Source organism: Steroidobacter sp., assembly GCF_016790065.1.
In the GTDB taxonomy this organism is placed as follows: Bacteria; Pseudomonadota; Gammaproteobacteria; order Steroidobacterales; family Steroidobacteraceae; genus Steroidobacter.
In genome coordinates this window covers 1-25,696 of the sequence record NZ_JAEUPY010000097.1, presented here as the reverse complement: position 1 = coordinate 25,696, position 25,696 = coordinate 1, and the positions used below count along the sequence as shown (strand labels likewise).

Below are 25,696 nucleotides of genomic sequence, written 5' to 3'. Positions count from 1 at the left end.
GTATGGTGGCTTACTACCCGGGCATCTCCGAGCAGGCCTTGCCGTCGGACTTCATGTTGCAGCGGTTGGGTTACCCGCTGTTCCATGCGCTGTTCCAGCTGATGATATTCGCAGCGCTGCTCGAGAGCGGCACAGGCAGCGTGCATGCGGTGAATCAACGCATCGAGCAAGCGTGGCGTGCACGATCCGGACGGGATCTATCGCCGCGCGTACGTTTCGTCGCCGCCGGCGTTCTGCTGGTGCTCGCGATGTTGCTCGCCGACCGCTTCGGTCTGGTCACGCTGATCGGTCAAGGCTACCGCGGGCTGTCCTACGTTCTGATCGCGGTGTATGTGGTGCCGCTGTTGACGTACGGAGTGTGGAAACTGTGGCAAGGGCGAGGGCAGATGGCTCTCTCGCCGCAGTAGGCCGCAGTCATTGGGTCAGCGCCGGCGTTCGTACTCCGGCGCGAGTCCACGCATGATGTTGACCAGCCGTTTATAACTTTCGTAACGGCGTGCGGAAATCGTTTTCCCGGCGACGGCTGCGAGGATGGCGCAGCCGGGCTCTCGCAGATGCAGGCAGTTGTTGAACTTGCATTCGGGCGCGAGCTTGAGCATCTCGGGCCAGCCGACTTGCACCATCGCATCTTCCACCGGCGGTGGCGCAAAGTCGCGAACGCCGGGCGAATCGATCAGTTCACCGCCGCCAGGCAATTTGAACAGCGCCGTCGACACCGTGGTGTGGCGGCCTTCACCCGTGGCATCGGACAGCGAGCGTGTGGCCCGTTCCGATTCAGGAGCAAGCCGATTGGTGAGCGTGGATTTGCCCACGCCTGATTGGCCGACCAGCATGGCGCTCGCGCCGGCCAGCAATGCACGTATAGGCTCGACGGTTGGTTCGTTCTTCGCTGAGACGCGGAGCACGGGATAGCCTGCGCGCTCGTAGTCATCGATGCGCGCCTGAAACTCCTCATCGGCTGCACCGGGCAGTTCCGATTTGTTCACGATCAGCGCACCCGAGATGCCGGCGAGCGCGGCACCGGCCAGATAACGATCGGCGATGTACAGATCGGGTTCGGGATTCGGCGCCACGATCACGATCACCAAGGACAGATTTGCAGCCAGCGGCTCGGTGCGTCCGCGGCTATCGGTGCGAGAAAACAAAGATCGGCGCTGGGTCACGCTGATGACCTTCGCGACGTCGCCGCTGGTCTGCGACGGCTCGCGAATCAGCACTTCATCGCCGCACACGCAATTCAGACGCTTGCCGAACAGCTCCGCAGGCATGCGTACGCCCGCCGATGTTTCGACGATGACGCGGCGGCCAAAGGATTCGGTGACGCGTGCCGGCGTTTCGGGCACAGCGCTCATGAGCGCTGCGTGGTCAGAGACTGCAGGCGCGCGATGCGCACGAGTGCAGGCGGATGCGAATCATAGAAGGCTGAGTGCAATGAGTCGGGCGTCAGTGTCGTGGCGTTGTCGCGATACAGTTTGACCAGCGCTTCCGCCAGTTGACTGGCGTCGGCGTACTGAGCAGCGAATTCATCCGCCTCGAATTCGTGTTTGCGCGACCACCACGAGCCCAGCGGCGTCAGGAAGTAGGTGAAGGGCGGCAACACGAACATGAAGAGCAACAACGCCGCATGCGCCGACGGTGCGCTCACGCCAAGCGCTGAATAGAACTCCGGCCACTGCGCGAGTGCGCCGAGCAACGCCAGTCCGAGCAGCCCCATGCCCAGCGAGAAAATCAAACGCGAACGCACGTGATGCAAACGGAAATGTCCCAGCTCATGTGCCAGCACCGCTTCGATTTCCGCGGCCTGCAGCCGCTCGATCAGCGTGTCGAAGAACACGATGCGTTTGTTGCGGCCGACGCCGGTGAAGTAGGCGTTGCCGTGCACCGAGCGACGCGAGCCGTCCATGATGAACACGCCCTTGGAGGCGAAACCACAGCGTTCCAGCAAAGCTTCGGTGCGCTGTTTCAGCGTCTCATCGGACAGCGGTGTGAACTTGTTGAACAACGGCGCCAGCAGCGTCGGCCAGGCCCAAGTGAGCAGCACGGTGAAGCTGACCCACACCAGCCAGGCGTACACCCACCACAGCGAGCCGGCCTGTTGCATCAAATACAGGATCACGAACAGCAGCGGGCCGCCCAACAACAAGCTGAGCAGCAGGCTCTTGAACAAATCGGCCAGATACAGCGCCGGCGTGGTGCGGTTGAAGCCGAAGCGCGCTTCGACGCCGAAGGTTCGCCATAGCGACAACGGCAAGCCCACGGCGCCTGCCAGCAGGAAGGTCGACAGCACCACGGCAGTGCCGTGCCAGGCCGGCGACAGGCCTGCGGCTTGCCACCAGCGATCGATGCTGTCGAGACCGCCACCGAGGGTCAGCAGCAGGGCAATGCCTGCATCCAGCAGTACATCCCAGCGGTTCAGGGCGGCACCGGCGACGGTATAGTCTGCGGCTTTCTGGTGGGCGGCGAGGTCGATTTGCCGGGCAAAAGCCTCGGGCACCCGGTCCCGATGCCGTAGCACTGCCGCCACCTGGCGCTGATTGAGCCAGCTGCGCATGGCGGTGGATGCCAACAGCAGTAGTAGAAACAAGCCTGTAAACCAGTGCATTTAGTGCTTCTCGATTAGCGCGCAGGGACTGTATCGCCAGCTGCTATGATGCCGCAACGAAACTTCCGTCATTTGAACTTGGGGCAGAGCGTATCGTGACCGACCGCGACCCGACACGACTCATCTGGATCGATCTGGAAATGACGGGCTTGAAGCCCGACACCGATCACATCATCGAAATAGCCACTGTCGTTACCGACAAGCATCTGAACACCTTGGCCGAAGGGCCGGTGTTGGCCATTCATCAATCCGACGCCACGCTGGACGCCATGGACGACTGGAATCGTCGCCAGCACGGCGCCTCGGGCCTGGCCGCCCGCGTGCGTGCCAGCACCGTCACCGTCGAGCAGGCCGAGCGCCAGACGGTGGATTTTCTGAGCCGCTGGATCGAGCCGGGCGTGTCGCCGATGTGCGGCAACAGCATCTGCCAGGACCGGCGCTTCATGGCGCGTGAGATGCCTCAGCTGGAGCGGTATTTTCACTACCGCAATCTGGATGTGAGCACGCTGAAGGAGTTGGCGCGGCGTTGGTCGCCCGAGGTGTACAGCAGCTTTCAGAAGAGTTCCACGCACCTGGCGCTGGACGACATTCGCGATTCCATTCGCGAACTGCAGCACTACCGGACCAATTTTTTGCGCGTTTGAGGCGGGATTGACCAGACGCGGCGGCAGCGAATCTGCCGCTGCGTCTGCAATTTGCTGCCCAGATTTTACTGGGCTGACACCGAACCGCCGGCCAGGAACAGCCAGGTCTCGACCACCGTGTCCGGGTTGAGCGAAATGCTTTCGATGCCTTGCTCGACCAGCCAGCGCGCCAGGTCGGGGTGATCCGAAGGACCCTGGCCGCAGATACCCACGTACTTGCCATGTTTGCGGCATGCATCGATGGCCATCTTCAGCAGCGCCTTCACCGCTTCGTCGCGCTCGTCGAATAGCTTGGCGATGATGGCCGAGTCGCGATCCAGGCCCAGCGTCAGCTGCGTCATGTCGTTCGAGCCGATCGACATGCCGTCGAAGAACTGCAGGTACTTGTCGGCGAGCAGCGCGTTGGTCGGCAGCTCGCACATCATGATGACCTTCAAATCGTTCTCGCCGCGCTTCAGGCCGTTTTCAGCCAGCAGCTGCGTGACTTGTTCGGCTTCCTTGAGCGTGCGTACGAACGGCACCATCACCTGCACGTTGGTCAGACCCATCTCTTCGCGCACGCGCTTCAACGCACGGCACTCGAGTTCGAAGCACGGACGGAACGTTTCGTCGACGTAACGCGAAGCGCCGCGGAAGCCGATCATCGGATTCTCTTCGTGCGGCTCGTACTGCCGGCCACCGATCAGGTTGGCGTACTCGTTCGACTTGAAGTCGGACATGCGCACGATCACCGGCTCGGGCGCGAACGCCGCGGCGATGGTGGCGATGCCTTCGCACAGCTTGTCGATGTAGAAGCTCACCGGATCCTTGTAACCATTCATCTGGCGACGAATGGTCTGCTGCAGATCCTTGGACAACGAATCGAATTCGAGCAGCGCGCGCGGATGCACGCCGATCATGCGATTGATGATGAATTCCAGACGCGCCAGGCCCACGCCCTTGTGCGGAATGCCGGCGAAGTCGAAGGCGCGATCCGGGTTGCCGACGTTCATCATGATCTTGGTCTTGATGGGCGGCAGCGCATCCAGCTCGATGATTTTCTGTTCGAAGGGCAGGGAGCCTTCGTACACGAAACCCGTGTCGCCTTCGGCGCAAGACACAGTGACTTCGGTGCCTTCCTTGATGGTCTCGGTGGCGTCGGTACAGCCGACGACTGCAGGAATGCCGAGCTCACGAGCGATGATGGCGGCATGACAGGTGCGTCCACCGCGATTGGTGACGATGGCCGACGCGCGCTTCATCACCGGCTCCCAATCGGGATCGGTCATGTCGGCCACCAGCACGTCGCCGCTCTGGACGCGGGTCATTTCTTTGACGTCGCGAATGATGCGGGCCGGGCCGGCGCCGATGCGCTGGCCGATGGAACGGCCGCTGGACAGGATCTTGGATTTCTTTTTCAGCGAGTAGCGCTGCACGGTGCGACCGGCGCGGCTCTGCACAGTTTCCGGGCGTGCTTGCAGGATATAAATCTTGCCGGTCTCGCCGTCTTTACCCCACTCGATGTCCATGGGGCAGCCATAGTGCTGCTCGATGATCAGCGCCTGCTTGGCCAACTCCAGAATGTCGGCATCGCTGATGGAGAACTTGGTGCGCTCCTCTGCCGACACGTCGACGGTCTTGACGCGCTCGCCGCTGCCGGGCTCGCCGTAGATCATCTTGATGGCCTTGGCACCGAGGGTCCGACGCAGGATCGGAGCGTGACCCGACTTCAGCGTCGGCTTGTAGACATAGAACTCGTCGGGATTCACTGCGCCTTGTACGACGGTCTCACCGAGGCCGTAGGAGGCGGTGATGAAGACGACGTTACGGAAGCCTGAGTCGGTGTCGAGCGTGAACATCACGCCGCTGGAGCCCACGTCCGAACGGCACATGTACTGAATGCCGGCCGACAGTGCGACCACATCGTGCGCGAAGCCCTGGTGCACGCGATACGCGATGGCGCGATCGTTGTAGAGCGACGCGAACACTTCGTGCACGCACTTGACCAGCGCTTCCTTGCCGCGCACGTTGAGGAATGTTTCCTGCTGGCCGGCGAACGATGCGTCCGGCAAGTCTTCGGCAGTGGCAGAGGAGCGGACCGCGACGGCGACATCGCGCCCCTGGCCCATGCGCTCATAGCCGGCCAGGATTTCCTGCTCCAGCTGCGGCGGGAACGGCGTGGACAACACCCACTGCCGAATCTTGGCGCCGACCTCGGTGAGCTTTTCGACGTCTTCCACGTCCAGCGTGGCGAGCTCCTTGGAGATGCGCTCGGCCAGGCCCTCGTGCTTCAGGAAGACCCGATACGCCTCGGCAGTGGTGGCATAGCCGGTGGGCACGCTGACGCCGAGATTAGCCAGGTGGCTGATCATCTCGCCCAGCGAGGAGTTCTTGCCGCCGACCGTGTCGACATCGTGGCGTCCGAGCTTTTCGAAAGGTACTGTGTAAGCGGTCAAGGCCTGTCCTCATGATCCCGCGCTTGTGCGCGGGCCCGTACGATGAAACACTGAGCAGCGGATACTTAGCCCGCGGATTTTAACCGCAACGCGCGACGGCGCGTGAGTCTTGGCGACAGAAGAATGGAAAGACGAACGGTTTTTTTCGTTTCCGACCAGACCGGCGTGACCGCCGAGACCATGGGTCATAGCCTGCTGACGCAGTTCGATGGGCAGGCATTTCGGCAGGTGACTCTGCCATTTATCTCCACTGTTGACAAGGCGCAGGAAGCGGTCCGTCGCATCAATGCGACCGGCGAGGCGGAGGGCGTTCGACCCGTGATTTTTAGTACTTTGGTCCAGGAGGACATGCGCGAAATCATCAAGCGCGCCAACGGCCTGTTCTTGGATTTCTTTGACGCATTTCTCGGTCCGCTGGAGATGGAACTCAAGCTCAAGTCGTCGCGCGCGCAGGGCAAGGCACACGGCATGCAGGACATCGGTGCCTACACCACGCGCATCAACGCCACCAACTTCGCGTTGGCGAACGATGACGGCGCTGTCACCCGCGATTACGAGCGCGCCGACCTGATCCTGGTGGGCGTGTCCCGCACCGGCAAGACGCCCACTTGCCTGTACCTGGCCTTGCAATACGGCGTGTCCGCCGCCAACTATCCATTCGCTGACGAAGAGCTGGAAACCGGGCGCTTGCCGGCAGCACTGACCAGGCATCAACGCAAGCTGTACGGCTTGACCATTGCCCCGGAACGGCTGCAACAGATTCGCCACGAGCGTCGGCCCAACAGCAACTATTCGTCACCCTCACAAGTGGATTTCGAAGTTCGCACTGCCGAGTCGATCTTCCGTCGTTACGACATTCCGTACATCAACACCACCGAATGTTCCATCGAAGAGATCGCCAGCCGTATTCTCGACCGAACCGGTGTGGAACGGCGCTTACGCCCTTAAGGGCGGCACATGAAAAGAGCCGTGACGCAAGTCACACACCACTGGCAGAAGTGCGAAATTGCTGTGCTATATTCGGCCCATGTCGATAGCGATCTCAGCAAGCGATGTGAATTGCCCGGTGAGCTGGCGCTCCCGTCCGGGCAGCTTCGTCAGCCTGATGTCGCTGTACGAGAGTAATTACATTCGTCTCGCCTGGCTGGTGCCGGATCTGGAACGAGCCGCGGCCACGCAAATTTCCGTGGTCAATGGCGATTGTCCGTTACATCTAGCTGTCGAAGAACGTAGTCGCTACACCACCACGTTGCGGCTCACCTATATTTTCGATGATGAAGCCGGCCCGCTGGCCGATCCCGATCTGTTGATTCGCGTGTATCGCGACGCTCGCCTGGCCGAAGTGCAAGCGTGCGCTCGCTGGCATCGCCACGCGATGTTGGAATCCATACGTTCGCATCTGGCGCGCGATCTGGGCGATCGCTGGCTGCGTAACGTCATGCTCAATAAATGGCTCGATTATTGCGTCGAGCGAGGTCACCACTTTCCGGCGCTCGCCGCGACCTGAAAATGTCCGCAGCCCGTAGCGGGCGCATTATGGAATTCTCCGACCGGCTGAGTAATTTGCGCCAGCTTCTCGCGCCAGGCGCCCGCGCACCCGCTGACGACGAGCGGTTGTTACAGCTGTATTGGAATCGCGCCGAGCTGAAAAAAGAGCTGTCGCGGCTGCAAGACGAACGCCACAAGCTGCTCGAGCAATTACGCAGTCACGAAGCCACTTTCGTTCGGCACAGCGAACAGCTGTTGCAGCTCGAAGAATTCCTGGGCAATCCCGAGACCGGCACGCACGCGTTGGTTTATTTCCAATTGCGTTCGTTGTGGCGCGCGTCGTCGGCGAAAGTCGCACGCTTCGCGCAACAGCTCCAGCAACAACAGGCCGATCGCGAGCAGCGCCGACAACACCTCGAATTCGAAGGCACGCGTCGCCAGCAACTTGCCGATTTCGATCGACGCATCATCACCGCTCGTTCGCGCGCCGACATGATGGAGGCGCAGTTGAAGCTGCAGGACGTGAAGCTCGACAAGATGCGTGGCTTCTGGAATTACGCGCGCCGTCGACGCCTGGTCGAAGAGATTGCCAACGAACGTGAGCAGTGGGAGTTGGTCGCCACCGAAGTGACCGATCTCAGCGACGATCGCGCCGCGCTGGAATCCAAGCAGCCGCCGCCCTTCGACGGAATTTCCATCGACGGTCGTCGCATCGTGAACACCGCGGTGATCGCTTACGCCCAGCAGCTGGTGGTGACTTTATCGAGCGGCGGTCTGGCAGTGCTGGCCAAGGAAACCACCACCAAGCGAGTGTTCGACATGAAGTACGGCTCTCGCGAGGAATGCCTGCGCTTCATGATGCTGTTACGTGAAGCGCTGGCCGTGGTCAAAAACGAAAAAGACGATCTCAGTGGTTTGAAAGAACGTACTGAGGCGCTGCGCGCGGTGGCGACTTATCGCAGCGATGCAGACACGGTGCCGCTGACCGATTCGATTGGCACCATGCCGATGGCGGCGGCGCCCGTCTCAGGCCTGGAGGCCGGCAATAAGGCCGGTGTGAACGTGCTGGTCGACGACTACTGGGATTTGTATCAAGCGCTGCTGCAGTGAGCAGCGGCCGCCCTCGGCTCGGATGAGCGCGAGGGCAGCCTGTGTTTTATTACGGAGTGGCGGGGCGGTCGCCCTGAACCTTCAGGCGTGACAGCAGCAGGTTGCTCATGCCGCTCATGTCCGCCGCGATCTCCACCGTCTCGTCCAACACGGCATCCGGCGGATCCTGACCGGTCAGGTCAGCCAGCTTGGCCACCGCAGGCAAGCCACGAGCCTTGCGACGCTCGTTCTCACGCGCCAGGCGCTCTTGTTCCATCTGTTCGCGCTCGGCAACGCGGGTCTTCAGATTCAGCGACAGCTTCTTCTGCGTGCGGACCTTCTCGAAGGCGTCGAGATCGGCGAGCAGCGAACGGAAGTTCGGGTCGACCGCGATACGCTGTTCGTGCGACTGCTCGAGCGCCTGGATGGCCTGCGTCAGCTGGCCTTCCTTGCTGAAGTCGGCCGGACGGATGCGATCCCAGGGCAGGGCGCTTTCACGCGTGCTCTCACCGACTTCCTCAGGGCTGATGGCCGTCGGCATGGAGATGTCCGGCTGCACGCCACGGTGCTGCGTGCTCTCGCCAGTGACGCGATAGTACTTGCCGATGGTGACCGTCAGCTGGCCGAACCCCGGATCGGGGCCGAGCGCGTAGCGATCCAGCGGATACAGGTTTTGCACCGAGCCTTTGCCGTAGGTCTGCTGACCGACCACGATGCCGCGGCCGTAGTCCTGAATCGCAGCGGCGAAGATCTCGGAGGCCGAGGCGCTGTAACGATCCACCAGCACGATCATCGGGCCGTCCCAAGCAGTGTTCGGCTCCGGATCGTCGAGCACTTCGACGCGGCCGCCGGTTTCGCGCAGCTGCACGATCGGGCCGGCAGGAATGAACAAGCCGGACAGCGCAGTGGCTTCGGTGAGATGGCCGCCGCCGTTACCGCGCAGATCCATGATCAGCGCGTCGACTTTCTCGGTCTTCAATTCGTTGATCAGCTTTTGGACATCGCGCGTGGTGCTGCGATAGTCCTTGGCGCCGGACGACTTGGCTTCGAAGTCCTGATAGAAGCTCGGCACGTTGATCACGCCAACCTTCATGTCGCGATCGCCACGCTTGATGGTGTGAACTTCCTTCTGTGCGGCCTGCGCATCCAGCGACACCTTGTTGCGCTGGAGCTCGAGCACTTTTTCCGGCGAGCCCGGTGCGGCACCGGCGGGCAGGATGTTCAGGCGCACGGTGGTGCCGACCTTGCCGCGGATGATTTGCACCACGTCATCGAGACGCCAGCCGATCACGTCGACGAACTTGCCGCTCTTGCCTTCGCCGACCGCGATGATGCGATCGTTGGCGCCGAGTGTGCCGTTGATGGCGGCCGGGCCGCCGGGCAATACGTTGAGCACGGTGACGTAATCGTCGACCAGCTGCAGCGACGCGCCGATGCCCTCGTAGGAGAGGCTCATCTGAATGCGGTACTCCTCGGAATTGCGCGGCGAGAAGTAGCTGGAGTGCGGATCGAAGACATGTGCGAAGGAGTTCATGAACACTTCGAAAATGTCGTCGCTGGTGACCTGCTCGGTGCGCTTGACCACGCGCTCGTAGCGCTTGTGCAGGATGTCCTTGGTTTCGACCCAGGTCTTTTCGGTGAGCATCAACGACACGGCATCGTTCTTCACGCGCCGGCGCCAGATGTCGTTCAGCTCTTCAGGAGTTTTGGCCCACGGTGCCTTGGCGCGGTCGAACTCGAACGCTTCCTCGACGGTGAAATCCGGCTCGGTCTTGAGCAGCTCCATCGCGTAACTGACGCGCTCTTTGTTACGCACCTGGAAGCGATTGAAGATGGCGAACACCGGCTCCAGCTGCCCGGCCACCACAGCGTCGTCCAGCTGATAGCGATAGCGCTCGAATTCGGCAATGTCGGAGGCGAGGAAGTAGCTGCGGCCGCCGTCGAGCTGTTCGATGAAGCGGTCCAGCACCAGCGAGGACACCGGGTCGTTGATCGGCGACTGGCGGTAGTGCGAGCGCTCGATCACGTTGCTGACCAGCTTGCTGACGCGGCGCTGGCGCTCGGTGGGCGAGAGTTCCTGCGAATTGGTGGTGGCGACCGCTTTGGCGACCGGCGCCTGCGCGGTCCCCGCCAGCAACGCACAGACCACCAGCAGCGCCGGCAGGCTGAAGATCAACGTATTGCGCCGCTGCTTGGCGGGTTCGTGCGAGGGCGACTGATACACTGTTTCACATCCTCATCAGGGGGACAGGCCAGCCGGCTTTACCGGCGAGGACAGATGCATTCTATGAGCAAGGCTAGAGAGACGCTGCACTCCGATCAAGTACGGCGCGCACACCGGTCCCAAGCGACCGTTCAGTTACCCGGCAGCCGGCCTGCCGCGCAGGACCGGGGCCGCTGATGCGCCCGATCGCGGTACTCAACGCCATCGTATTCGGCTCGGCCGCGGCCATCAGCTTCGGCTTGCTAGGGGTGGTGGTCATATTCCTGTTCCTCAAGGGCAGCAACCCGGCATTGAGCAGTGAGTTCCCGGCTCTGCTGCGCAGTAGCGCGGTGTTCCTGGTGCTGGCCACGGTCTCCGGGGCAAGCTTGCTGTCGCTGCTGAAGACGCTGAAATGGCGCTGGCTGGCGCAGGCGGCGATGTGGGTGGTGCTGGCGGGCATTGCCGCGCTGTACTGGCCGGCATCGCCCTGACCCGTAACGTTTCGAGAGTGGACCGGGGCGGGGGGATTTACCCCCGAATACCTCAGGGGGAAAACCCTCAAAGCTGGCGTGCGCAGGCAGGGGTTAGCGGCGAACGACCCGCTCCCACGCGTTGGCGCGTTTGAACGTGCCGCTGTTGTAGGGATCGAAACCACTTTTAGCCTTGGCGGCCGCCTTCGGCCGGCCGGTGGAGGGCGAGGATTTGCCAGGCTGGAGGGTCTTGACCGATGCCGGGGCCGCGAAACGGGCCGGCTCATCGTCTGCTGTCACCTTCCGGCCGCCGAAAAATCGGGCAAGCCACATGATCGTTCTTCCCAAAGTGTAAAAAAATCCAACAGAATCTTTGTCTTATCCAACGACTGCAGCCTACACGCCACACTTCCGCGGGAACTGTGAGCTGGATCACGTATCGCTACGAGGCAGTTCGCTCTACAGCAAGGAAGTAGATTCGGGATGCAGGCGTTGGTTCACTCGCCCATGCGCGGTTCTACGCGCGCGCTACGACGAGCTGGTTGCTTGGTCTCTTTCTTGGCCGGCGCGCGGCGAGGCGGCGGCTCATCTTCCGTGAGTTGATCGCGCTGGACCCGATCGGCTTTCACGCCGATGAAGATCGCGCGCAGCAGGTACATCAACAGCACCGGGCCGAGCGCGATGCTCCACGCGCGACCCGAGGTGTCGGCCAGATCGCCGAAGAAATCGCCGTAAAAGCGGCCCAGGCTGGCGTTCTCGCCGTATGGGCCGAGCACTGCGCCGCCAACCCAGAAGATCAGCGCGGGCAGCAGGAACAGCCCGAAGGCCAGCCACAGGCTGCCGAAGATGAGCTCAAAGCGCACGCGGTGGCCGCCGCGCTGCTCGTCGGAGAGGTCGTCGTCGGTGGCTGCTGAGTTCATGCGAGAGGTATTCACTAAAAGTGGCGCGCATCTTGGCGACTACGACCCGGACCCGCAACAGCTATCATCGCCGTCTTTACTCACGGGCTAAGGGACTCTGAGCATGTCGGAGACAACTCACTCGGCTGCGCCGATTCGGACCGCGGTCATCGGTGTCGGCTATCTCGGCCGGTTCCACGCGCAGAAGTATGCGCAGCTCGAAGGTTCGACGCTGGTGGCCGTAGTGGATGCAAACGCCGACGCCTGCGCCAAAGTGGCGGCGGAACTCGGCACCAAAGCGGTCAGCGACTATCGCCAACTGTTCGGTGCCGTAGATGCAGTGAGTCTGGCGGTGCCGACTCCGTTGCATCATGCGATCGGCTGCGAGCTGCTCAAGAACGGTATCGACGTGCTGATCGAAAAGCCCATCGCGGCCACCGTCGCCGAAGCGCGCGAATTGGTCGAGTTGGCTCGCACCCATCAGCGCATTCTGCAAGTGGGGCATCTGGAGCGTTTCAATCCGGCGGTGCTGGCGGCGGCCGAGCGATTACAGACGCCGCGCTTCGTCGAATCGCATCGCCTGGCGCCGTTCAAACAACGCGGCACCGATGTGAGCGTGGTGCTGGATCTGATGATTCACGACATCGACCTGATCCAGGAATTGGTAGGCACGCCGATCGAAAGCATCGATGCCGTCGGTGCCACCGTGTTCTCGGGCGAGATCGACATCGTCAATGCGCGACTGCGCTTTCAAGGCGGCTGCGTCGCCAACACCACGGCCAGTCGCATCAGTCTGAAGCAGGAGCGCAAGATCCGCATCTTCCAGGACGACGCCTATTTGTCCGTGGACATGCAACAGAAAATTCTGACCGTGATTCGCAAGAAGGACGCGGCGCCGGTGGAATCGCCGGCTCAGGTCGCCATCGAAGAACAGAACTTCGAGCAGGGCGATGCCTTGCTGGCCGAGATCGAAGCGTTCCTGAAAGCGGTGCGTGAGCGCAGCACGCCAGTGGTGACTGGCGAAGACGGTCTGCGCGCGCTCGAGACGGCGATGAAAATTACGGCCCTGGTGCAGCCACAGGTTTCGTGAGCCGCTCCCGCTGCAACGACCGCAGCGGTTTGCCGGCGACTTGCTGAGCGATTTCTTGTAGCTCGATCAAACTGATCTCGCCGCGCTTGGCGGCGAGTTTACGAGCGACATCGTCGAGACTCGCGGCATTGCCAGTTGCACCTCGAATCTCGGTATCGACTTCCTGAAACACCAGCACGGCACGCGCGGTGGTCGCACCCGTCGAACTCTTACCGAATAACGTCGGCGCGCGCTGCGCCCACTTTTTCAAATTGTCGACGGCTTGGTCGTAGCGTTTCTGACCGATGCCGCCGGAACGGCGTAACGTCTGGATGGAATAAAACTCGGCCAGGCCTTCGACGATCCAATCGCTCTCGTGGTCGCCGCGAATGCCCAAGGCCACGTGCACCAGTTCATGCAGCAGCGGGCTGGTGCGGTTCTCGCTGATCAGCGGCCGATCCGAATGCAGGAACAACGAGCTCGGGCCGGATAAACCGCCACGCCACATCGGATCGCCCGCCGATACGATCAACACGCGCTTGGGGAAGTCCGGAAACACGTCCAGCAGTTTCGGCAAATTCCAGTTGATGAACGCGAGTGCGTCTTGGCGCCTCGCATTGTCGCCCTCGGGAGCGGCGATGATGGTATTCACGTGTTCGATGCGTTCACTGCGCACGCCGAGCTTGCCGACCAGCATCCAACCTGCCGGTGCATCGAAGCGTCGTCGCGGATCTTCGACGCGGAAGCGCTGCTCGCCGGCCGAGGGGTAGGGCGTGGCTGCCGACCAGCCCTTGGGCAGATCGAATTCCAGTGTGGTTCGAGAGCGGAGTTTGCGAGCCGCGGTGACGCGCGTACTCGGCACCAATTTGTCGCCGCGAAACAGCGCCCAACTGTCGGTGCTGTACGAATCGTAACTGCCCGACGCGCGTTGATGGTTCACGACGAATTCGTAGTGCAGCGTGGCCTGTTGGCCCTGCGGTCGCCACACCACTTCTTTGTCGCTGACTTCCAGCGGCTGCTCCGAGCGGAAATTTTTATAGCGTTTGGAGTCGATGCGCAGGATCAGTCTGCTCGGCAGCTTGTCACCGCTCAGCTTGAGTTCGACTTGCGCGTGCTGGGCGCCGGGCTTGAAGGTCGCGCGATAGGCGGCGTCGTAGTAAGCGACGTGCGCTGGGGTGGCGGCAGCGGCCGGTAGCGGCATGGTCGACGCAATCAGCGTCAGCGCTGCCAGCAGGACGGAGAGCGAAAGGCGCATACGATCGAGCCTGACCGTTGGAGGCCTGAGTATGAAGCATCGGCTGCCATCCCGTTTAACAGAACTCATGTCCCTGAACCGCGCGGCCGTGTCGGTTTGGCGTTAGTTGGGCAATGTCGGTAGGATGCGTCACGCTACGAAGGTGGTTAAGCACTTTCCGTGATGCGTGAGCGGATCGCGGGTTCGGTGCGACATGCCCTGATCGTCTTGCCGAAAAAGATGGGCTATCCCTTCGTTCTCAAGCCCAACGCTAACGAGCGGGGACCAGCAATGACCACGAGGAATTACGGACGATGTCCGCGACCCTGTCCGCGACTTACAGAACCTTGCTGGTAAGCAGTTCCGAGACCACTCGGACTCTGCTCGGTCGATTGCTGGACGGCGCCGACATCGTCATCGACGATGCTGTCGAGGCCGATCAAGTCATTGCCAGCGTCGCGCGCCGCGCCCCCGATTTGATCGTCATCGACGTCGAGACCGACGCCGCTACGTTGGCGCGTGTCTGCGGCGTGCTCAAGGCGAATCCCACCACGTTGCTGGTGCCGCTGATCGGTCTGGCCAAGTCGGCCAAACAACGCGTGCTGGCCTTCGAAGCCGGCGTCGACGACTTTCTTACTCATCAAATTCGCCGCGACGAGTTCCTGGTGCGCGTGCGTTCGCTGCTCAAAGTGAGCGCGGCCCGCCGGCAACTGGCGGCCGAGCAGTTGGCGGAAGAGGTGAAGCGTCGCGAACTGATTCGCGCGGCCTTCCGCCGTTACATTTCTCCCAAGCTCGCCGATCAGATTCTGGCCAGCCCCGAGTTGCTGGACTCGATGTTCGCGGGCACCAACAAGCGCACGCTGGTGGCGGTGATGTTCGCCGACATGCGCGGCTTCACGGCGCTCTCCGAACGGCTGAATCCGGAACACGTGGTGGAGTTGCTGAACGAGTTTTTCAAACTGCTCACCGATATCACTTTCGAGTACGAAGGCACGGTGTTCAGCATGGCGGGCGACAGCTTGCTGGTGGGCTTCGGTGTGCCGGTGGCGCAGGAAGATGGCGCGGAGCGTTCCATCCTGGCCGCCAAGTTGATGCTCGAACAGTTCGCCGAGCTGGCGCATCGTTGGAAAGATCGTTACGGCGTCGAGACCGGTCTGGGCATCGGCATCAACGTCGGCGAAGTGATTGCCGGCAACGTGGGTTCGCCGTCGTACATGAATTACACCATCATCGGCGACACCGTGAACGTGGCGTCGCGGCTCGGTCAGCGCGCTCGTGCCGGTGAAATGTTGTTCTCGGATGCGGTCAAGAATTTGCTGGACAAGCACGGCGTGGATGTCGGCGCGATGCCGCTGCCGTCGTTGGTGCTACGTGGCCGATCCAGTCCCATCGGAATTTTTTGCGTGCCCACCAGCGCCAGTGCGGAGCGGGTCGATTTCCGACCAACGGATTCGACCGCGCACTGAGTCGAGCACGGGGCAGGCGTCGGCGAAATGCCGGCGACTATTCTTCGTCGTCGAAACCCGCGTCGTCGCCGTCGTCTGACTCGGCGTCCAGACCGATCTCATAGTCGTCGAAATCGGACAGTTGCGCGGCGGTCTCGCGTTCTTCGCGAATCCGCTCCAGGCGCCGCCAGGCCGGCTCGCCGCTCTTGTTGACGTTTTTCTTACGTTTATCGATGTCGGCGATCAAATGATCGACATCGAGATCCTCGGACTCGACGGCATTGCCATCGTCCTCTTCTTCATCGAACTCTTCGGATTCCGGCTTCTCAGTCATCGACTGCGATCCCGCAACTTGCCGCAGCGCCCAGGGTCACTACGGCGCGAGTATATAGAGGGAACGCCGTCGTCTCGCAATAGCGTCTTTGTCAATTCCGTGACCCGGTCGCGATCGGCGCCTGAGACCGGCCACCGGCCGGCTCATTTAATCAGCGTGTTGAGCTGGAAGATCGGTAGCAGCATGGCCAGCACGATCAGCAGCACCATGCCGCCCATCAGCAGGATCATGATGGGGCCGAGCAGCCCGACCACCGCCGATAGGATCGAGTCCATCTCGCGTTCCTGGTTGGTGGCCGCCCGGTCCAGCATGGTCTCCAGCTCGCCGCTGGATTCACCGCTGGAGATCAGATGGATCATCATCGGCGGGAAAATTTTCGCGCTGCCCAACGATTTGCCGATCGGTGCACCTTCGCGCACGCGGGTCGCTGCATCCTGAACCGCATCGCGCATCGGCAGGTTGGTGACGACTTCGCCGGCGATGCGTAGCGCTTCGAGCACTGGCACCGCACTCGAGGTCAAAGTGGAAAAGGTACGCGCGAAGCGCGCGGTGTTGGAGCCTCGGACCACTCTGCCGAATAGCGGCAATCGCAGCAGTGTGGCGTGAAAGCGGCGCCTGGCGTTTGGATCGCGCAGCCAACGTCTGAAAGCAAACACCGCCAGTCCGATGCCGACCAACAGCAGCAAGCCCCAGTCGCGCAAGAAATCGGAGATGGCGATCAGTACTTGGGTGAGCATGGGTAGCTCAGCCTTGGAGTTCTCGAACTGTTTGACGATCTTTGGCACCACGAAGGTCAACAGCAGCGCGACGATGGAGATACAGACGATGAACAACAGCACCGGATACAGCATCGCGTTGACGGTGCGGCTGCGCAGTTGCTCGCGACTCTCGGTGTAGTCGGCCAGGCGCTCCAACACCGTGTCCAGATGGCCCGACTGTTCGCCGGCGGCGACAGTCGCGATATACAGCTCCGGGAAGACCGTAGGAAAGTCGGACAAACCATCCGCCATGGTGTGACCTTCCATCACCTTGGCGCGCACGCCCATGACGATGCTACGAACTCGCGGCTTTTCCGTTTGCTCTGACACCGCAGCCAGGGCTTCTTCGAGCGGCAGTCCGGAGCGGACCAAGGTCGCGATCTGTCGCGTCAGCAAGGACAGGTCGGCCGCGGAGACGCCGCTGCCGATGCTGAAGCGCGATTCGCGCTGCTTCTGTTCGGTCTGCGAGACTTCGTTGACGGCCAGTGGCAGCAACGCCTGATCGCGTAACAGTTGGCGGACTTGCCGGGCGGTGTCGCCTTCCAGCACGCCTTTGCGTTCGCGACCGGCCGCATCGACCGCGGTGTATTCGAATGCGCCCAAAGCTACTCCCGGTAATGCAGCGCGTTCAGTCTTCGCGCGTGACGCGCAAGACTTCTTCGACGGTGGTGGTGCCTGCCAGAATCCTGGCGCGGCCGTCGTCGCGAATGCTCGGAGTCAGCGTGCGAGCATAGCGTTCCAATTCTTGTTCGCTCGAGCCGTCGTGGATCATGGTGCGCATGGTGTCGTCGACCAACACCAGCTCGTAAATGCCAGTGCGGCCTTTGAAGCCTTGCGCAGCGTCCGCGCCGGGACGATACAAAGTAGGCGAGGGTGCACCGTCCGGGATGTTGAGCAGACGACGCTCATATTCGCCGGCTTGATACGCTTCGCGATGGTCCGGATTCAGCACGCGCACCAGGCGCTGTGCGAGTACGCCGATCAAGCTCGACGACAGCAGGAACGGTTCGACGCCCATGTCTCGCAGACGCGTGACTGCGCCGACTGCGGTGTTGGTGTGCAAGGTCGACAGCACCAAGTGGCCGGTCAACGACGCTTGCACGGCAATGTGCGCCGTTTCCAAGTCACGAATTTCGCCGATCATCACCACGTCCGGATCCTGACGCAGGATGGCGCGCAGACCGCGAGCGAAGGTCATCTCGACCTTGGTGTTCACCTGCGTCTGGCCGATGCCGTCGATGTAATACTCGATCGGATCTTCGACGGTAAGAATATTGCGCGTGTTGTCGTTGATGCGCTCGAGCGCCGAATACAGCGTGGTGGTCTTACCGGAGCCGGTCGGGCCCGTGACCAGAATGATGCCGTGAGGTTTGTGGATCAGCTCGTCGATGAGTTTCTGCGAACGCGGGTCCATGCCCAGCGCATTCAGTTCCAGGCGACCGGCTTGTTTGTCCAACAAACGTAATACGACGCGCTCGCCATGACCGGCGGGGATGGTCGACACACGAACGTCGACCGCACGACCGGCGACGCGCAGCGAGATACGGCCGTCTTGAGGCAGACGCTTCTCGGCGATGTCGAGCTTGGACATGACCTTGATACGCGACACCACCAACTGCGCCACCGCGCGCTTGGATTGCAACACTTCGCGCAAGACGCCGTCGACGCGGAAGCGCACGACCAGACGATTCTCGAACGGCTCGATATGGATGTCCGAGGCGTTGTCCTTGACCGCTTGAGTCAGGACGGCGTTGATCAGCTTGATGATGGGCGCTTGATCGTCGCTTTCCAGCAAGTCCGACGGTTCCGGCAGATCCTGCGCCAGATGCGCCAGGTCGGTGTCGTCTTCGACACCTGCGCCGGCCGCTTGCATGGCCGAGCTGCCACCTTCGTACTGCTGACGCAGCAGCTGATCGAACGTGTCGTTATCCACGCGTCGCAGCTGTAAGGGCAGGCCGATCACACGACGCACTTCGGCAATGGCTGCCGGTTGTGCGCCGGATCGATACACCGCTTCAGCACCTGTCTCCGTCACCTTCTGCACCAGCACGCCGTGGCGCTTGCAGAACGTGAACGACAACGTGGCGGGCGAGACCGTCGTCGCGGGACGCGCGACGACGACTTGAGTTTCAATTTGTGCGCTCATGACAACACCATGCCGTGAGAGAAGGAGCAGCTCACGGCCGCGGAGTTTCCGGCGGCGGCGACTGCTCTGGCAGCGGTTGAGTTTGCGCCGGCGGCAGCTGTTGCTCGCGATTGGTCCCGGGAGCCGGAGCCTGCGCGCCCGCTGTCGGATCGGCGTACTTGGAAAGATCTTCGATCGGCGGCAACAGCGGCTGTTTCTCGCCGGGCAGCAAGTTCACACGGCCCTTTCTGTGGCCCTGGCGCTGAGCATCGCGCAGCACGTTGTACTTGGCGTTGGTTTCGATGGCTGCGGCCACGCCATCGCGCAGGATGGTGGGACGGATGAAGACCATCAAATTGCGTTTTTCCTTGGAGCCGCTACGAGTCTTGAACAACTCGCCGATGATCGGAATGTTGCCCAGGATGGGCACGCGCGACTCGCCTTCGAGCGCGGTGTCGGTGATCAGGCCGCCGAGCACGATCATGCCGCCGTCTTCGACCAGCACCGTGGTGGAGATGGTGCGCTTGTTGGTGATCAGGTCGACCGCGCCGGACACGCCGGCGGTCAGGCTGGAATTCTCCTGCTCGATCTTCAACTGCACCGCGGTGCCTTCGTTGATCTGCGGCGTGATCTTCAGAATGTTACCGACCTCTTCACGCTGAATGGTCTGGAACGGATTCACCGAGCCGCTGCTGTTGTTGCCGGTGTTGGTGTACTGGCCGGTCACGAACGGCACTTCCTGCGCCACCTTGATCTCGGCTTCTTCATTGTCGAGGGTGGTGATCGACGGGGTCTGCAGGATGTTGCTGGAGCCGTCGTTACGCAGCGCGCGTAACAACACTGCAAAGTTCAAACCGCCGTCTTCGATCATGCCGGCGCCGAGCGTCAGGCCGGTCGGCAAGCCGGTAGTCGCAAGCGTGTCGGGATCGGCGATGGCGGCGGCGAGGCTGCCGATGCTGGTGCTGCCGACTGACTGATTGAACGTGCCGATGGGAATGGTGCTGCCTTCCTTTTCGCTGAACACCGCCCAGTTCACGCCGAGTTCGGCGGCGCGCGTGGTGGTGATTTCGACCAGGATGGCTTCGAGATGCACTTGGGCGCGACGGATGTCGAGCTTGTCCACCACCGACATGATCTGACGCATCATCTTCGGCGCGGCCGTGACTACCAGCGCGTTGGTTTGTTTGTCGGCCCAGATAGTGGTGTTGCGATCCTGAGCGGCTGTCGGGCTAGCCGCGCCGGCGCCGGCCGCACCCGGTGCAGCTTGCGTGATGCCGGTGACTTGTTCCTTGAGCTTGCCGGCGATCTGTTCGGCATCGGCGTAGTTCAGGTAACGAACCTGCGTGTCGCCACCGGATTCCAGCGGCGTATCCAAATGCATCACCAGGCCCTTCAGGCGCAGGCGTTGCGATTTCTCGCCGGAGATCAGCACGCTGTTGGTGCGATCGTCGGCCACCAATTTGGCCGAGACGCCGGGGGCTTCACCTTGCTGTTGCGCGCCTTGTGACAACGCATTCACCACGCGCACGATCTCAGTGGCGCTGGCGTTTTCCAACCGTATGATTTCGATCTCTTCGTCGCCGGCCTGATCCAGCCGCTGCACGATGCGCATGATGCGAGCGATGTTGTTGGAGCGGTCCGAGACGATCAGCATGTTGGAGGCGGGGTAGGCGACCAGATGACCGTTCTGCGGGATCAACGGCCGCAGTACCGGCACCAGCTGCGCGGCATTGATGTTGCGTACCGAGATCACCTGGGTGACCACTTCGTCCGAATTCGGATTCAAGGTGTTCGGCAAATCGTTACCGGGAATCTGCCGCGCGTTGGCGTCGGGCAGAATCTTGATGTTGTCGCCGCTCGGCACCGCGATGAAACCATGCACCTGCAAGATGGACAGGAAGGTTTGATAGAACGCATCCGGCGTCATCGGCGTGGATGAGCGGATCGTCACTTGCGCACGCACGCGCGGGTCGACGATGAACGTCTTGCCGGTGATGGTGGCGACAGCGTCGATGATCTCGGTCAGCTCAGCGTCGCGGAACGCCGGCGTGATGGTCGCTTGCTGCGAGGCCGGCTGTTGCTGAGCCGTCGCCGACATGCAGGTGAGCAGGCACGTCAATGAAAGCGCCAGGAAGCCGGAGCGTGTGCCGCTGAGCGCACGGGCCGGCTGTCCTGCTTGATGGGGTGGAGAAATCGTCATGGACGGTCCTTGACTGCGCAAAGGCGTACGTTCGTTCTTGGAGGTTGAGCCGTTCATTCGGCAGGCGGCGTCGGTGTCGGGCGTTGCCCGCCGCCGCGCGTCTGAGGCGCTGCGTTGGGATCGGGCAGGCTGACCTGCGCCATGTTCAACGTCAGTTCCTGCGACTGGCCGTTACGTTCGACGGTCACGTTGACCCGGTCGGCGCTGCCCATGGTGTTGAAGATCTCCAGGCCGCGCTGGGGATCGTCCAGCGGCGTGCCATTGATCGACAACACCAGGTCGCCGGGCACCAGCCCCAGCTTGGAAAACTGCGCGCGGTTGCGGCCCGGATAAACGCGGTAACCTCGCTGCACACCGTTGGCGAACACCGGCTGCGGCCGGATGATTTCGGCAAAAGCGCTCGGATTACTCTCGGCAATGCGTCGCAGATTTTCAGTGAACTGGTTCTGCGGAGGCGGCGGCGGGCGATTGATGACCAGCGCGCCGGAGGTGCGCTTGGGCAGCGCCAGGGCTTCGAGGCTGCCGTTGCGATCCAGGATCACGCGGTCGATGTACACCGCATGCAGCTTGGTACCGGGACGAACCGTGCTGCCGACCGCGAACACCTTCGCTGCCTGCGCCGACTCGCCGATGATGGCCAGGCCCTTGTTGGGATCCTCGGAGGCGAACACCGCCGACAACACCAGGTTCATCTGGGTTTCGGGGGCGCTGGCGGCATCCTGCGGCGCCTGTGCGGCAGCCACATCGAATAGATGCGCGTTGACGATTGCCTGAATGTCCACGCCGCTGCGCACCGGCGGCACATTCATCGGCGGCGGTGCGGTCGGGGCTTGAGGTTGCGGGCCGCGATCCAATAACAGCCAGGTGAGCTGCACCAGTTGCCAGGCAATGGCGATGACCAGCACCACCATCACCAGCTGAGGCGCGCTCTGCGACGCCCGGTCGAGCCACTGCTGCGGCGTGAGGTTCTGAAATTCGTGCAATTTGGCGGACAGCGGCATCGTTCGAATTTGCGACCCAGTTAAGAGGATGTCAGGCACCTATTCGCAGCCGACGGCAATTCGGTGCTGGCCCGACATGATACGGAGTGCTCGTAGTTTGTCACAAGAGATTGTTCCCATTGATGAAAACACTGTCGCAATTGCCCGAATCCGAACCCCCGGCTGACGGTGTTGGCCGACAATGCGCCAATGGCGGGCGCGGCCGTCGATCTTAGTCCCGCCCAGCGGCCGCAGGCTATGTGACAGCGCTTGGACCGCGTCGTTGTACCGAAGTGCGGTGCGTCGGATGCTGCCTTGTAATGTCCGTAGTTCCCCCCTATAAAGAGTGCGAACTGGTGGCGCGTTAAGTTGATGACGGAAGAGAGCACACGGCATGAGCGGGAACTGGTCGCCGAGGAAGCCGAGCCCAAGCTCAAGCGACCTCCGTTGTATCAGGTGGTCCTGCTGAACGACGACTACACGCCGATGGAATTCGTCGTGGATGTGCTGGAACGCATCTTCGGCATGGATCGGACGACGGCGACGCGCGTTATGCTTGAAGTGCATACCAAGGGCAAAGGGGTGTGCGGCGTCTTCACCTTCGAAATCGCCGAGACCAAGGTCGCGCAGGTAACCACATATGCGCGTCAACACCAGCATCCTCTGTTGTGCACGATGGAAGAAACGTGAAGCCGTTCACCGCATCCGTCGGCACGCCTGTCAGCCTGGAAACCGAGGGCTGCGGCGTGTCGAACCTCCGACGTAAACGGCGGTCCACTCTATAGGTTGGCTTTAGGTATTTGGTGAGAAGCAGTCCGTGTTAAGCAGCGAACTCGAAATCTGTCTCAACGAGGCTTTCCAGTCGGCGCGCGAAGCGCGGCACGAGTTCATGACCGTCGAGCACTTGTTGCTGGCGATCGTGGACACGCCGAAAGTCCGTGAAATCCTCCGTGCCTGCGGTGCCGATGTCGCTCGGCTACGCAAGGACCTGAAAGACTTCATCGATCAAACCACGCCCCGGTTAAAGGACGATGACGATCGCGAAGTACAACCGACGCTGGGCTTCCAGCGCGTGTTGCAGCGAGCCGTGTTCCACGTCCAGTCCAGCGGCAAGAAGGAAGTGACCGCAGCCAACGTGCTGGTCGCCATCTTCAGCGAGAAGCACTCGCACGCCGCCTACCTGCTGTCGATGCAGGATGTGGCGCGGCTCGACGTCGTCAACTACATCTCCCACGGCTTGTCCAAGATTGCCGAGGACCGCACCGATAAAGATGAGTCGCCTCCGGGCGCCGAAGCCGAGCGGGGCGAGCCCGAGGGTGGCACCGCGCTGGAGAAGTTCACCACCAATCTGAACAAGCAGGCCATGGAAGGGCGCATCGATCCGCTGATCGGCCGTAAGACGGAGATCGAGCGCACGGTCGAGATCCTGTGCCGTCGTCGCAAGAACAATCCGCTGTACGTGGGCGAGGCTGGCGTCGGCAAGACCGCCATCGCCGAAGGCCTGGCGCGCATGATCATCGAGGACAAGGTGCCCGAAGTGCTGTCCGACAGCACCGTGTACTCGCTCGATATGGGCGCGCTGATCGCCGGCACCAAGTATCGCGGCGACTTCGAGAAGCGCTTGAAGAGCGTGCTCAGCGAGCTGAAGAAGAATCCCGGCTCGATCCTGTTTATCGACGAGATCCATACCGTCATCGGCGCCGGCGCGGCCTCGGGCGGCGTGATGGATGCGTCCAACTTGATCAAACCGGCGCTCGCCAACGGCGAGCTGCGTTGCATCGGCTCGACCACCTATACCGAATACCGCGGCATCTTCGAGAAGGACCATGCGCTGGCGCGTCGCTTCCAGAAGATCGACATCATCGAGCCATCGGTGCCCGAGACGGTCGAGATTCTGCGCGGTCTGCGCTCACGCTTCGAAGAGCATCACAACGTGAAGTACGCCGATGACGCGTTGAGCGCGGCGGCGGAATTGGCGGCTCGGCACATCAACGATCGACAGTTGCCCGACAAGGCCATCGACGTGATCGACGAGGCCGGTGCGCGGTTGCGCCTGAGGCCCACCGAAGAGCGCGAGACCCTGGTCACGACGCAGATGATCGAAGACGTGGTGGCGCGCATCGCTCGCATCCCGCCGAAGAACGTCTCGACCTCGGATAAGGACGTGCTCAAGAACCTCGAGCGCAATCTGAAGCTGGTGATTTTCGGCCAGGATCCGGCCATCGATTCGTTGGCCTCGGCCATCAAGATGTCGCGCTCCGGGCTGGGCGATCAGCGCAAGCCGGTGGGTTCGTTCCTGTTCGCCGGTCCTACCGGCGTGGGTAAGACCGAAGTCACCCGGCAGCTGGCCATCGCGCTCGGCGTCGAGCTGATTCGTTTCGACATGTCCGAATACATGGAGCGTCACACCGTGTCGCGCCTGATCGGCGCGCCGCCGGGCTACGTCGGTTTCGACCAGGGCGGCTTGCTCACCGAAGCCATCAACAAGCATCCGCATTCGGTGCTGTTGCTGGATGAAATCGAGAAGGCGCATCCGGATGTGTTCAACCTGCTGCTGCAGGTCATGGACCACGGCACGCTCACCGACAACAACGGCCGCAAGGCAGACTTCCGCCATGTGGTGATCGTGATGACCACCAACGCCGGTGCGTTCGAAATGAATCGGCCGTCGATCGGCTTCACCCAGCAGGACCACACCACTGACGGGATGGAAGCCATCAAGCGCTTGTTCTCGCCCGAGTTCCGCAATCGGCTGGACGGCATCATCCAGTTCAACGCCCTGGATCCGCGCACCATTCAGCGCGTGGTCGACAAGTTGCTGGTGGAAGTCGAAGCCCAGTTGGAGCAGCGGGGCGTGCAGCTGCACATCGACGACGCCGCCCGCGAGTGGATGGCGCGCAATGGTTACGACCCGAAGATGGGCGCGCGGCCCATGGCTCGTGTCATCCAGGAAGCGATCAAGCGTCCGTTGGCGGAGGAGTTATTGTTCGGCCGGCTGGTCGGTGGCGGTCACGCCTTCGTTACCTTGGGGTCGGACGACAAGCTCAAAGTCGAGGCGCGCGCCGATACCGAGCAGGCGTTGCTCGAGGAATCGAAGTAGTCAGGTAGGTGGAAAGTCGCGGCTGTCGTCAGCGGCCGCGGTACACGATTCGACCCTTGGTCAGATCGTAGGGCGTGAGCTCAACGGTAACCGCGTCACCCGTCAGGATGCGGATATAGTTTTTGCGCATCTTGCCCGAGATGTGCGCGATCACGGTGTGGCCGTTGTTCAGCTGCACCTTGAACGTAGTGTTAGGCAGCGTATCGATCACGCGGCCTTCCATCTGAATCGCATCTTCTTTCGACATGCACTCTCAATGACTGCCCGGCAGGGCCCGCCGGCAAGGCGCGCGAATTGTGCATAAAGGCCCCCGCCATTGCAATTGAGCGTGTAGGTCCTACGCCTCCCGGCCGTGCCCGGTATTCGAGCACCCCTGGTTCGCGCTATCAGTGGGTCATACGCCCGCGGAGGCTGCTTCGTTCCCGCCGTCACCCCATAGACCGGGCTGAAACGGGCCGTTGACGTGCTCGCCCAGCACCTCGGTGAATTGCATTCGCGGGATCATTTGGGCACCGAGACTCATCAGGTGAGGCGTCGACATCTGGCAGTCGATCATGTGGAAGCCGCGCGCAAGCAGTTCTTCGCACAGGCGTTTCAGCGCAACTTTGGACGCATCGCGCT

22 protein-coding genes and 2 pseudogenes are annotated in these 25,696 nt (G+C 61.9%); 10 read left to right on the top strand and 14 right to left on the bottom strand.

What is annotated here, in order from left to right; translation table 11 throughout:
• A pseudogene (locus tag JNL55_RS04085) lies at positions 1-407 on the top strand (hypothetical protein); the annotation flags it as partial.
• A 15-nt stretch (positions 408-422) separates the two neighbouring features.
• Here the strand turns inward: JNL55_RS04085 and rsgA are convergent.
• Together rsgA and JNL55_RS04075 are read right to left on the bottom strand one after the other, a co-directional pair.
• Positions 423-1,352 carry a ribosome small subunit-dependent GTPase A gene (gene rsgA, locus JNL55_RS04080; RefSeq protein ID WP_293849620.1) on the bottom strand — a complete coding sequence of 310 codons (930 nt, stop codon included), beginning with the start codon at positions 1,350-1,352 and terminating at the stop codon, positions 423-425.
• Positions 1,349-2,602 (bottom strand): M48 family metallopeptidase, encoded by a 1,254-nt coding sequence (locus tag JNL55_RS04075; RefSeq protein ID WP_293849618.1) that lies wholly within the window; start codon positions 2,600-2,602, stop codon positions 1,349-1,351. The genes rsgA and JNL55_RS04075 overlap by 4 nt, the downstream gene beginning before the upstream one ends.
• Before the next feature lie 95 nt (positions 2,603-2,697).
• Here JNL55_RS04075 and orn point away from each other — a divergent pair, with 95 nt between their 5' ends.
• Positions 2,698-3,246, top strand: a complete 549-nt coding sequence (gene orn / locus JNL55_RS04070; RefSeq protein ID WP_293849616.1) for an oligoribonuclease — start codon at positions 2,698-2,700, stop codon at positions 3,244-3,246.
• Between the two features lie 65 nt (positions 3,247-3,311).
• Here the strand turns inward: orn and ppsA are convergent, their stop codons facing one another.
• Positions 3,312-5,681, bottom strand: a complete 2,370-nt coding sequence (gene ppsA / locus JNL55_RS04065; RefSeq protein ID WP_293849613.1) for a phosphoenolpyruvate synthase — start codon at positions 5,679-5,681, stop codon at positions 3,312-3,314.
• Between the two features lie 123 nt (positions 5,682-5,804).
• Between ppsA and JNL55_RS04060 the strand changes: the two genes are divergently transcribed.
• The 3 genes from JNL55_RS04060 to JNL55_RS04050 all read left to right on the top strand — a co-directional run bounded on the left by JNL55_RS04060 (position 5,805) and on the right by JNL55_RS04050 (position 8,279).
• Positions 5,805-6,629: a pyruvate, water dikinase regulatory protein gene (locus JNL55_RS04060; RefSeq protein ID WP_293849611.1), complete on the top strand. Its 825-nt coding sequence runs from the start codon at positions 5,805-5,807 to the stop codon at positions 6,627-6,629.
• 79 nt (positions 6,630-6,708) lie between these two features.
• Positions 6,709-7,188 carry a DUF1249 domain-containing protein gene (locus tag JNL55_RS04055; protein ID WP_293849608.1) on the top strand — a complete coding sequence of 160 codons (480 nt, stop codon included), beginning with the start codon at positions 6,709-6,711 and terminating at the stop codon, positions 7,186-7,188.
• Between the two features lie 29 nt (positions 7,189-7,217).
• Positions 7,218-8,279, top strand: coding sequence for a hypothetical protein (locus JNL55_RS04050; RefSeq protein WP_293849606.1), 1,062 nt, complete (start codon positions 7,218-7,220; stop codon positions 8,277-8,279).
• Positions 8,280-8,328: 49 nt separating this feature from the next.
• Here JNL55_RS04050 and JNL55_RS04045 read toward each other — a convergent pair whose 3' ends face one another.
• Positions 8,329-10,482, bottom strand: coding sequence for a carboxy terminal-processing peptidase (locus tag JNL55_RS04045; RefSeq protein ID WP_293849604.1), 2,154 nt, complete (start codon positions 10,480-10,482; stop codon positions 8,329-8,331).
• 176 nt (positions 10,483-10,658) lie between these two features.
• Here JNL55_RS04045 and JNL55_RS04040 point away from each other — a divergent pair, with 176 nt between their 5' ends.
• On the top strand, positions 10,659-10,952 hold the full coding sequence (locus JNL55_RS04040; RefSeq protein WP_293849603.1) for a hypothetical protein: 294 nt from the start codon (positions 10,659-10,661) through the stop codon (positions 10,950-10,952).
• Positions 10,953-11,045: 93 nt separating this feature from the next.
• Here JNL55_RS04040 and JNL55_RS04035 read toward each other — a convergent pair whose 3' ends face one another.
• Together JNL55_RS04035 and JNL55_RS04030 are read right to left on the bottom strand one after the other, a co-directional pair.
• Entirely contained in the window at positions 11,046-11,264 is a 219-nt protein-coding gene (locus JNL55_RS04035) for a hypothetical protein (protein ID WP_293849601.1), read from the bottom strand.
• A gap of 164 nt (positions 11,265-11,428) precedes the next feature.
• Positions 11,429-11,851 carry a hypothetical protein gene (locus JNL55_RS04030; RefSeq protein WP_293849599.1) on the bottom strand — a complete coding sequence of 141 codons (423 nt, stop codon included), beginning with the start codon at positions 11,849-11,851 and terminating at the stop codon, positions 11,429-11,431.
• Between the two features lie 103 nt (positions 11,852-11,954).
• Between JNL55_RS04030 and JNL55_RS04025 the strand changes: the two genes are divergently transcribed.
• The gene (locus JNL55_RS04025) at positions 11,955-12,920 is read left to right on the top strand and encodes a Gfo/Idh/MocA family protein (protein ID WP_293849596.1); all 966 of its coding nucleotides are present in this window, start codon (positions 11,955-11,957) and stop codon (positions 12,918-12,920) included.
• On the opposite strand, the gene JNL55_RS04020 is transcribed toward JNL55_RS04025, so the two are convergent.
• Complete coding sequence (locus tag JNL55_RS04020) at positions 12,889-14,154, bottom strand: hypothetical protein (RefSeq protein WP_293849593.1); 1,266 nt, start codon at positions 14,152-14,154, stop codon at positions 12,889-12,891. The genes JNL55_RS04025 and JNL55_RS04020 overlap by 32 nt on opposite strands.
• A gap of 293 nt (positions 14,155-14,447) precedes the next feature.
• Between JNL55_RS04020 and JNL55_RS04015 the strand changes: the two genes are divergently transcribed.
• A complete protein-coding gene (locus JNL55_RS04015) occupies positions 14,448-15,599 on the top strand; it encodes an adenylate/guanylate cyclase domain-containing protein (protein WP_293849590.1) in 1,152 nt (383 codons plus the stop codon).
• A 37-nt stretch (positions 15,600-15,636) separates the two neighbouring features.
• Here JNL55_RS04015 and JNL55_RS04010 read toward each other — a convergent pair whose 3' ends face one another.
• The 5 genes from JNL55_RS04010 to gspC all read right to left on the bottom strand — a co-directional run bounded on the left by JNL55_RS04010 (position 15,637) and on the right by gspC (position 21,996).
• On the bottom strand, positions 15,637-15,912 hold the full coding sequence (locus JNL55_RS04010; RefSeq protein ID WP_293849587.1) for a hypothetical protein: 276 nt from the start codon (positions 15,910-15,912) through the stop codon (positions 15,637-15,639).
• Between the two features lie 143 nt (positions 15,913-16,055).
• Positions 16,056-17,273 (bottom strand): type II secretion system inner membrane protein GspF, encoded by a 1,218-nt coding sequence (gene gspF / locus JNL55_RS04005; protein ID WP_293849584.1) that lies wholly within the window; start codon positions 17,271-17,273, stop codon positions 16,056-16,058.
• Positions 17,274-17,298: 25 nt separating this feature from the next.
• Positions 17,299-18,816: a type II secretion system ATPase GspE gene (gene gspE / locus JNL55_RS04000; RefSeq protein ID WP_293849581.1), complete on the bottom strand. Its 1,518-nt coding sequence runs from the start codon at positions 18,814-18,816 to the stop codon at positions 17,299-17,301.
• Between the two features lie 31 nt (positions 18,817-18,847).
• Positions 18,848-20,995, bottom strand: a complete 2,148-nt coding sequence (gene gspD, locus JNL55_RS03995) for a type II secretion system secretin GspD (RefSeq protein WP_293849578.1) — start codon at positions 20,993-20,995, stop codon at positions 18,848-18,850.
• 53 nt (positions 20,996-21,048) lie between these two features.
• Positions 21,049-21,996, bottom strand: a complete 948-nt coding sequence (gene gspC / locus JNL55_RS03990; protein ID WP_293849575.1) for a type II secretion system protein GspC — start codon at positions 21,994-21,996, stop codon at positions 21,049-21,051.
• A 351-nt stretch (positions 21,997-22,347) separates the two neighbouring features.
• Between gspC and clpS the strand changes: the two genes are divergently transcribed.
• Entirely contained in the window at positions 22,348-22,665 is a 318-nt protein-coding gene (gene clpS / locus JNL55_RS03985; RefSeq protein ID WP_129645834.1) for an ATP-dependent Clp protease adapter ClpS, read from the top strand.
• 127 nt (positions 22,666-22,792) lie between these two features.
• Positions 22,793-25,075: an ATP-dependent Clp protease ATP-binding subunit ClpA gene (clpA, locus tag JNL55_RS03980; protein WP_293849569.1), complete on the top strand. Its 2,283-nt coding sequence runs from the start codon at positions 22,793-22,795 to the stop codon at positions 25,073-25,075.
• Positions 25,076-25,103: 28 nt separating this feature from the next.
• On the opposite strand, the gene infA is transcribed toward clpA, so the two are convergent.
• On the bottom strand, positions 25,104-25,322 hold the full coding sequence (gene infA / locus JNL55_RS03975) for a translation initiation factor IF-1 (RefSeq protein ID WP_116810962.1): 219 nt from the start codon (positions 25,320-25,322) through the stop codon (positions 25,104-25,106).
• Between the two features lie 147 nt (positions 25,323-25,469).
• A pseudogene (locus JNL55_RS03970) lies at positions 25,470-25,696 on the bottom strand (leucyl/phenylalanyl-tRNA--protein transferase); the annotation flags it as partial.

Excerpts from the sequence above, each read along its gene's own strand:
- JNL55_RS04075 (WP_293849618.1), bottom strand. The coding sequence starts at position 2,602 with ATGCACTGGTTTACAGGCTTGTTTCTACTACTGCTGTTGGCATCCACC.
- gspE (WP_293849581.1), bottom strand. The coding sequence starts at position 18,816 with ATGAGCGCACAAATTGAAACTCAAGTCGTCGTCGCGCGTCCCGCGACG.
- gspD (WP_293849578.1), bottom strand. The coding sequence starts at position 20,995 with ATGACGATTTCTCCACCCCATCAAGCAGGACAGCCGGCCCGTGCGCTC.
- JNL55_RS04055 (WP_293849608.1), top strand. The coding sequence starts at position 6,709 with ATGTCGATAGCGATCTCAGCAAGCGATGTGAATTGCCCGGTGAGCTGG.
- JNL55_RS04040 (WP_293849603.1), top strand. The coding sequence starts at position 10,659 with ATGCGCCCGATCGCGGTACTCAACGCCATCGTATTCGGCTCGGCCGCG.
- JNL55_RS04030 (WP_293849599.1), bottom strand. The coding sequence starts at position 11,851 with ATGAACTCAGCAGCCACCGACGACGACCTCTCCGACGAGCAGCGCGGC.
- rsgA (WP_293849620.1), bottom strand. The coding sequence starts at position 1,352 with ATGAGCGCTGTGCCCGAAACGCCGGCACGCGTCACCGAATCCTTTGGC.
- JNL55_RS04010 (WP_293849587.1), bottom strand. The coding sequence starts at position 15,912 with ATGACTGAGAAGCCGGAATCCGAAGAGTTCGATGAAGAAGAGGACGAT.
- JNL55_RS04035 (WP_293849601.1), bottom strand. The coding sequence starts at position 11,264 with ATGTGGCTTGCCCGATTTTTCGGCGGCCGGAAGGTGACAGCAGACGAT.
- gspC (WP_293849575.1), bottom strand. The coding sequence starts at position 21,996 with ATGCCGCTGTCCGCCAAATTGCACGAATTTCAGAACCTCACGCCGCAG.
- JNL55_RS04050 (WP_293849606.1), top strand. The coding sequence starts at position 7,218 with ATGGAATTCTCCGACCGGCTGAGTAATTTGCGCCAGCTTCTCGCGCCA.
- clpS (WP_129645834.1), top strand. The coding sequence starts at position 22,348 with ATGACGGAAGAGAGCACACGGCATGAGCGGGAACTGGTCGCCGAGGAA.
- JNL55_RS04020 (WP_293849593.1), bottom strand. The coding sequence starts at position 14,154 with ATGCGCCTTTCGCTCTCCGTCCTGCTGGCAGCGCTGACGCTGATTGCG.
- JNL55_RS04015 (WP_293849590.1), top strand. The coding sequence starts at position 14,448 with ATGTCCGCGACCCTGTCCGCGACTTACAGAACCTTGCTGGTAAGCAGT.
- JNL55_RS04060 (WP_293849611.1), top strand. The coding sequence starts at position 5,805 with ATGGAAAGACGAACGGTTTTTTTCGTTTCCGACCAGACCGGCGTGACC.
- JNL55_RS04025 (WP_293849596.1), top strand. The coding sequence starts at position 11,955 with ATGTCGGAGACAACTCACTCGGCTGCGCCGATTCGGACCGCGGTCATC.
- infA (WP_116810962.1), bottom strand. The coding sequence starts at position 25,322 with ATGTCGAAAGAAGATGCGATTCAGATGGAAGGCCGCGTGATCGATACG.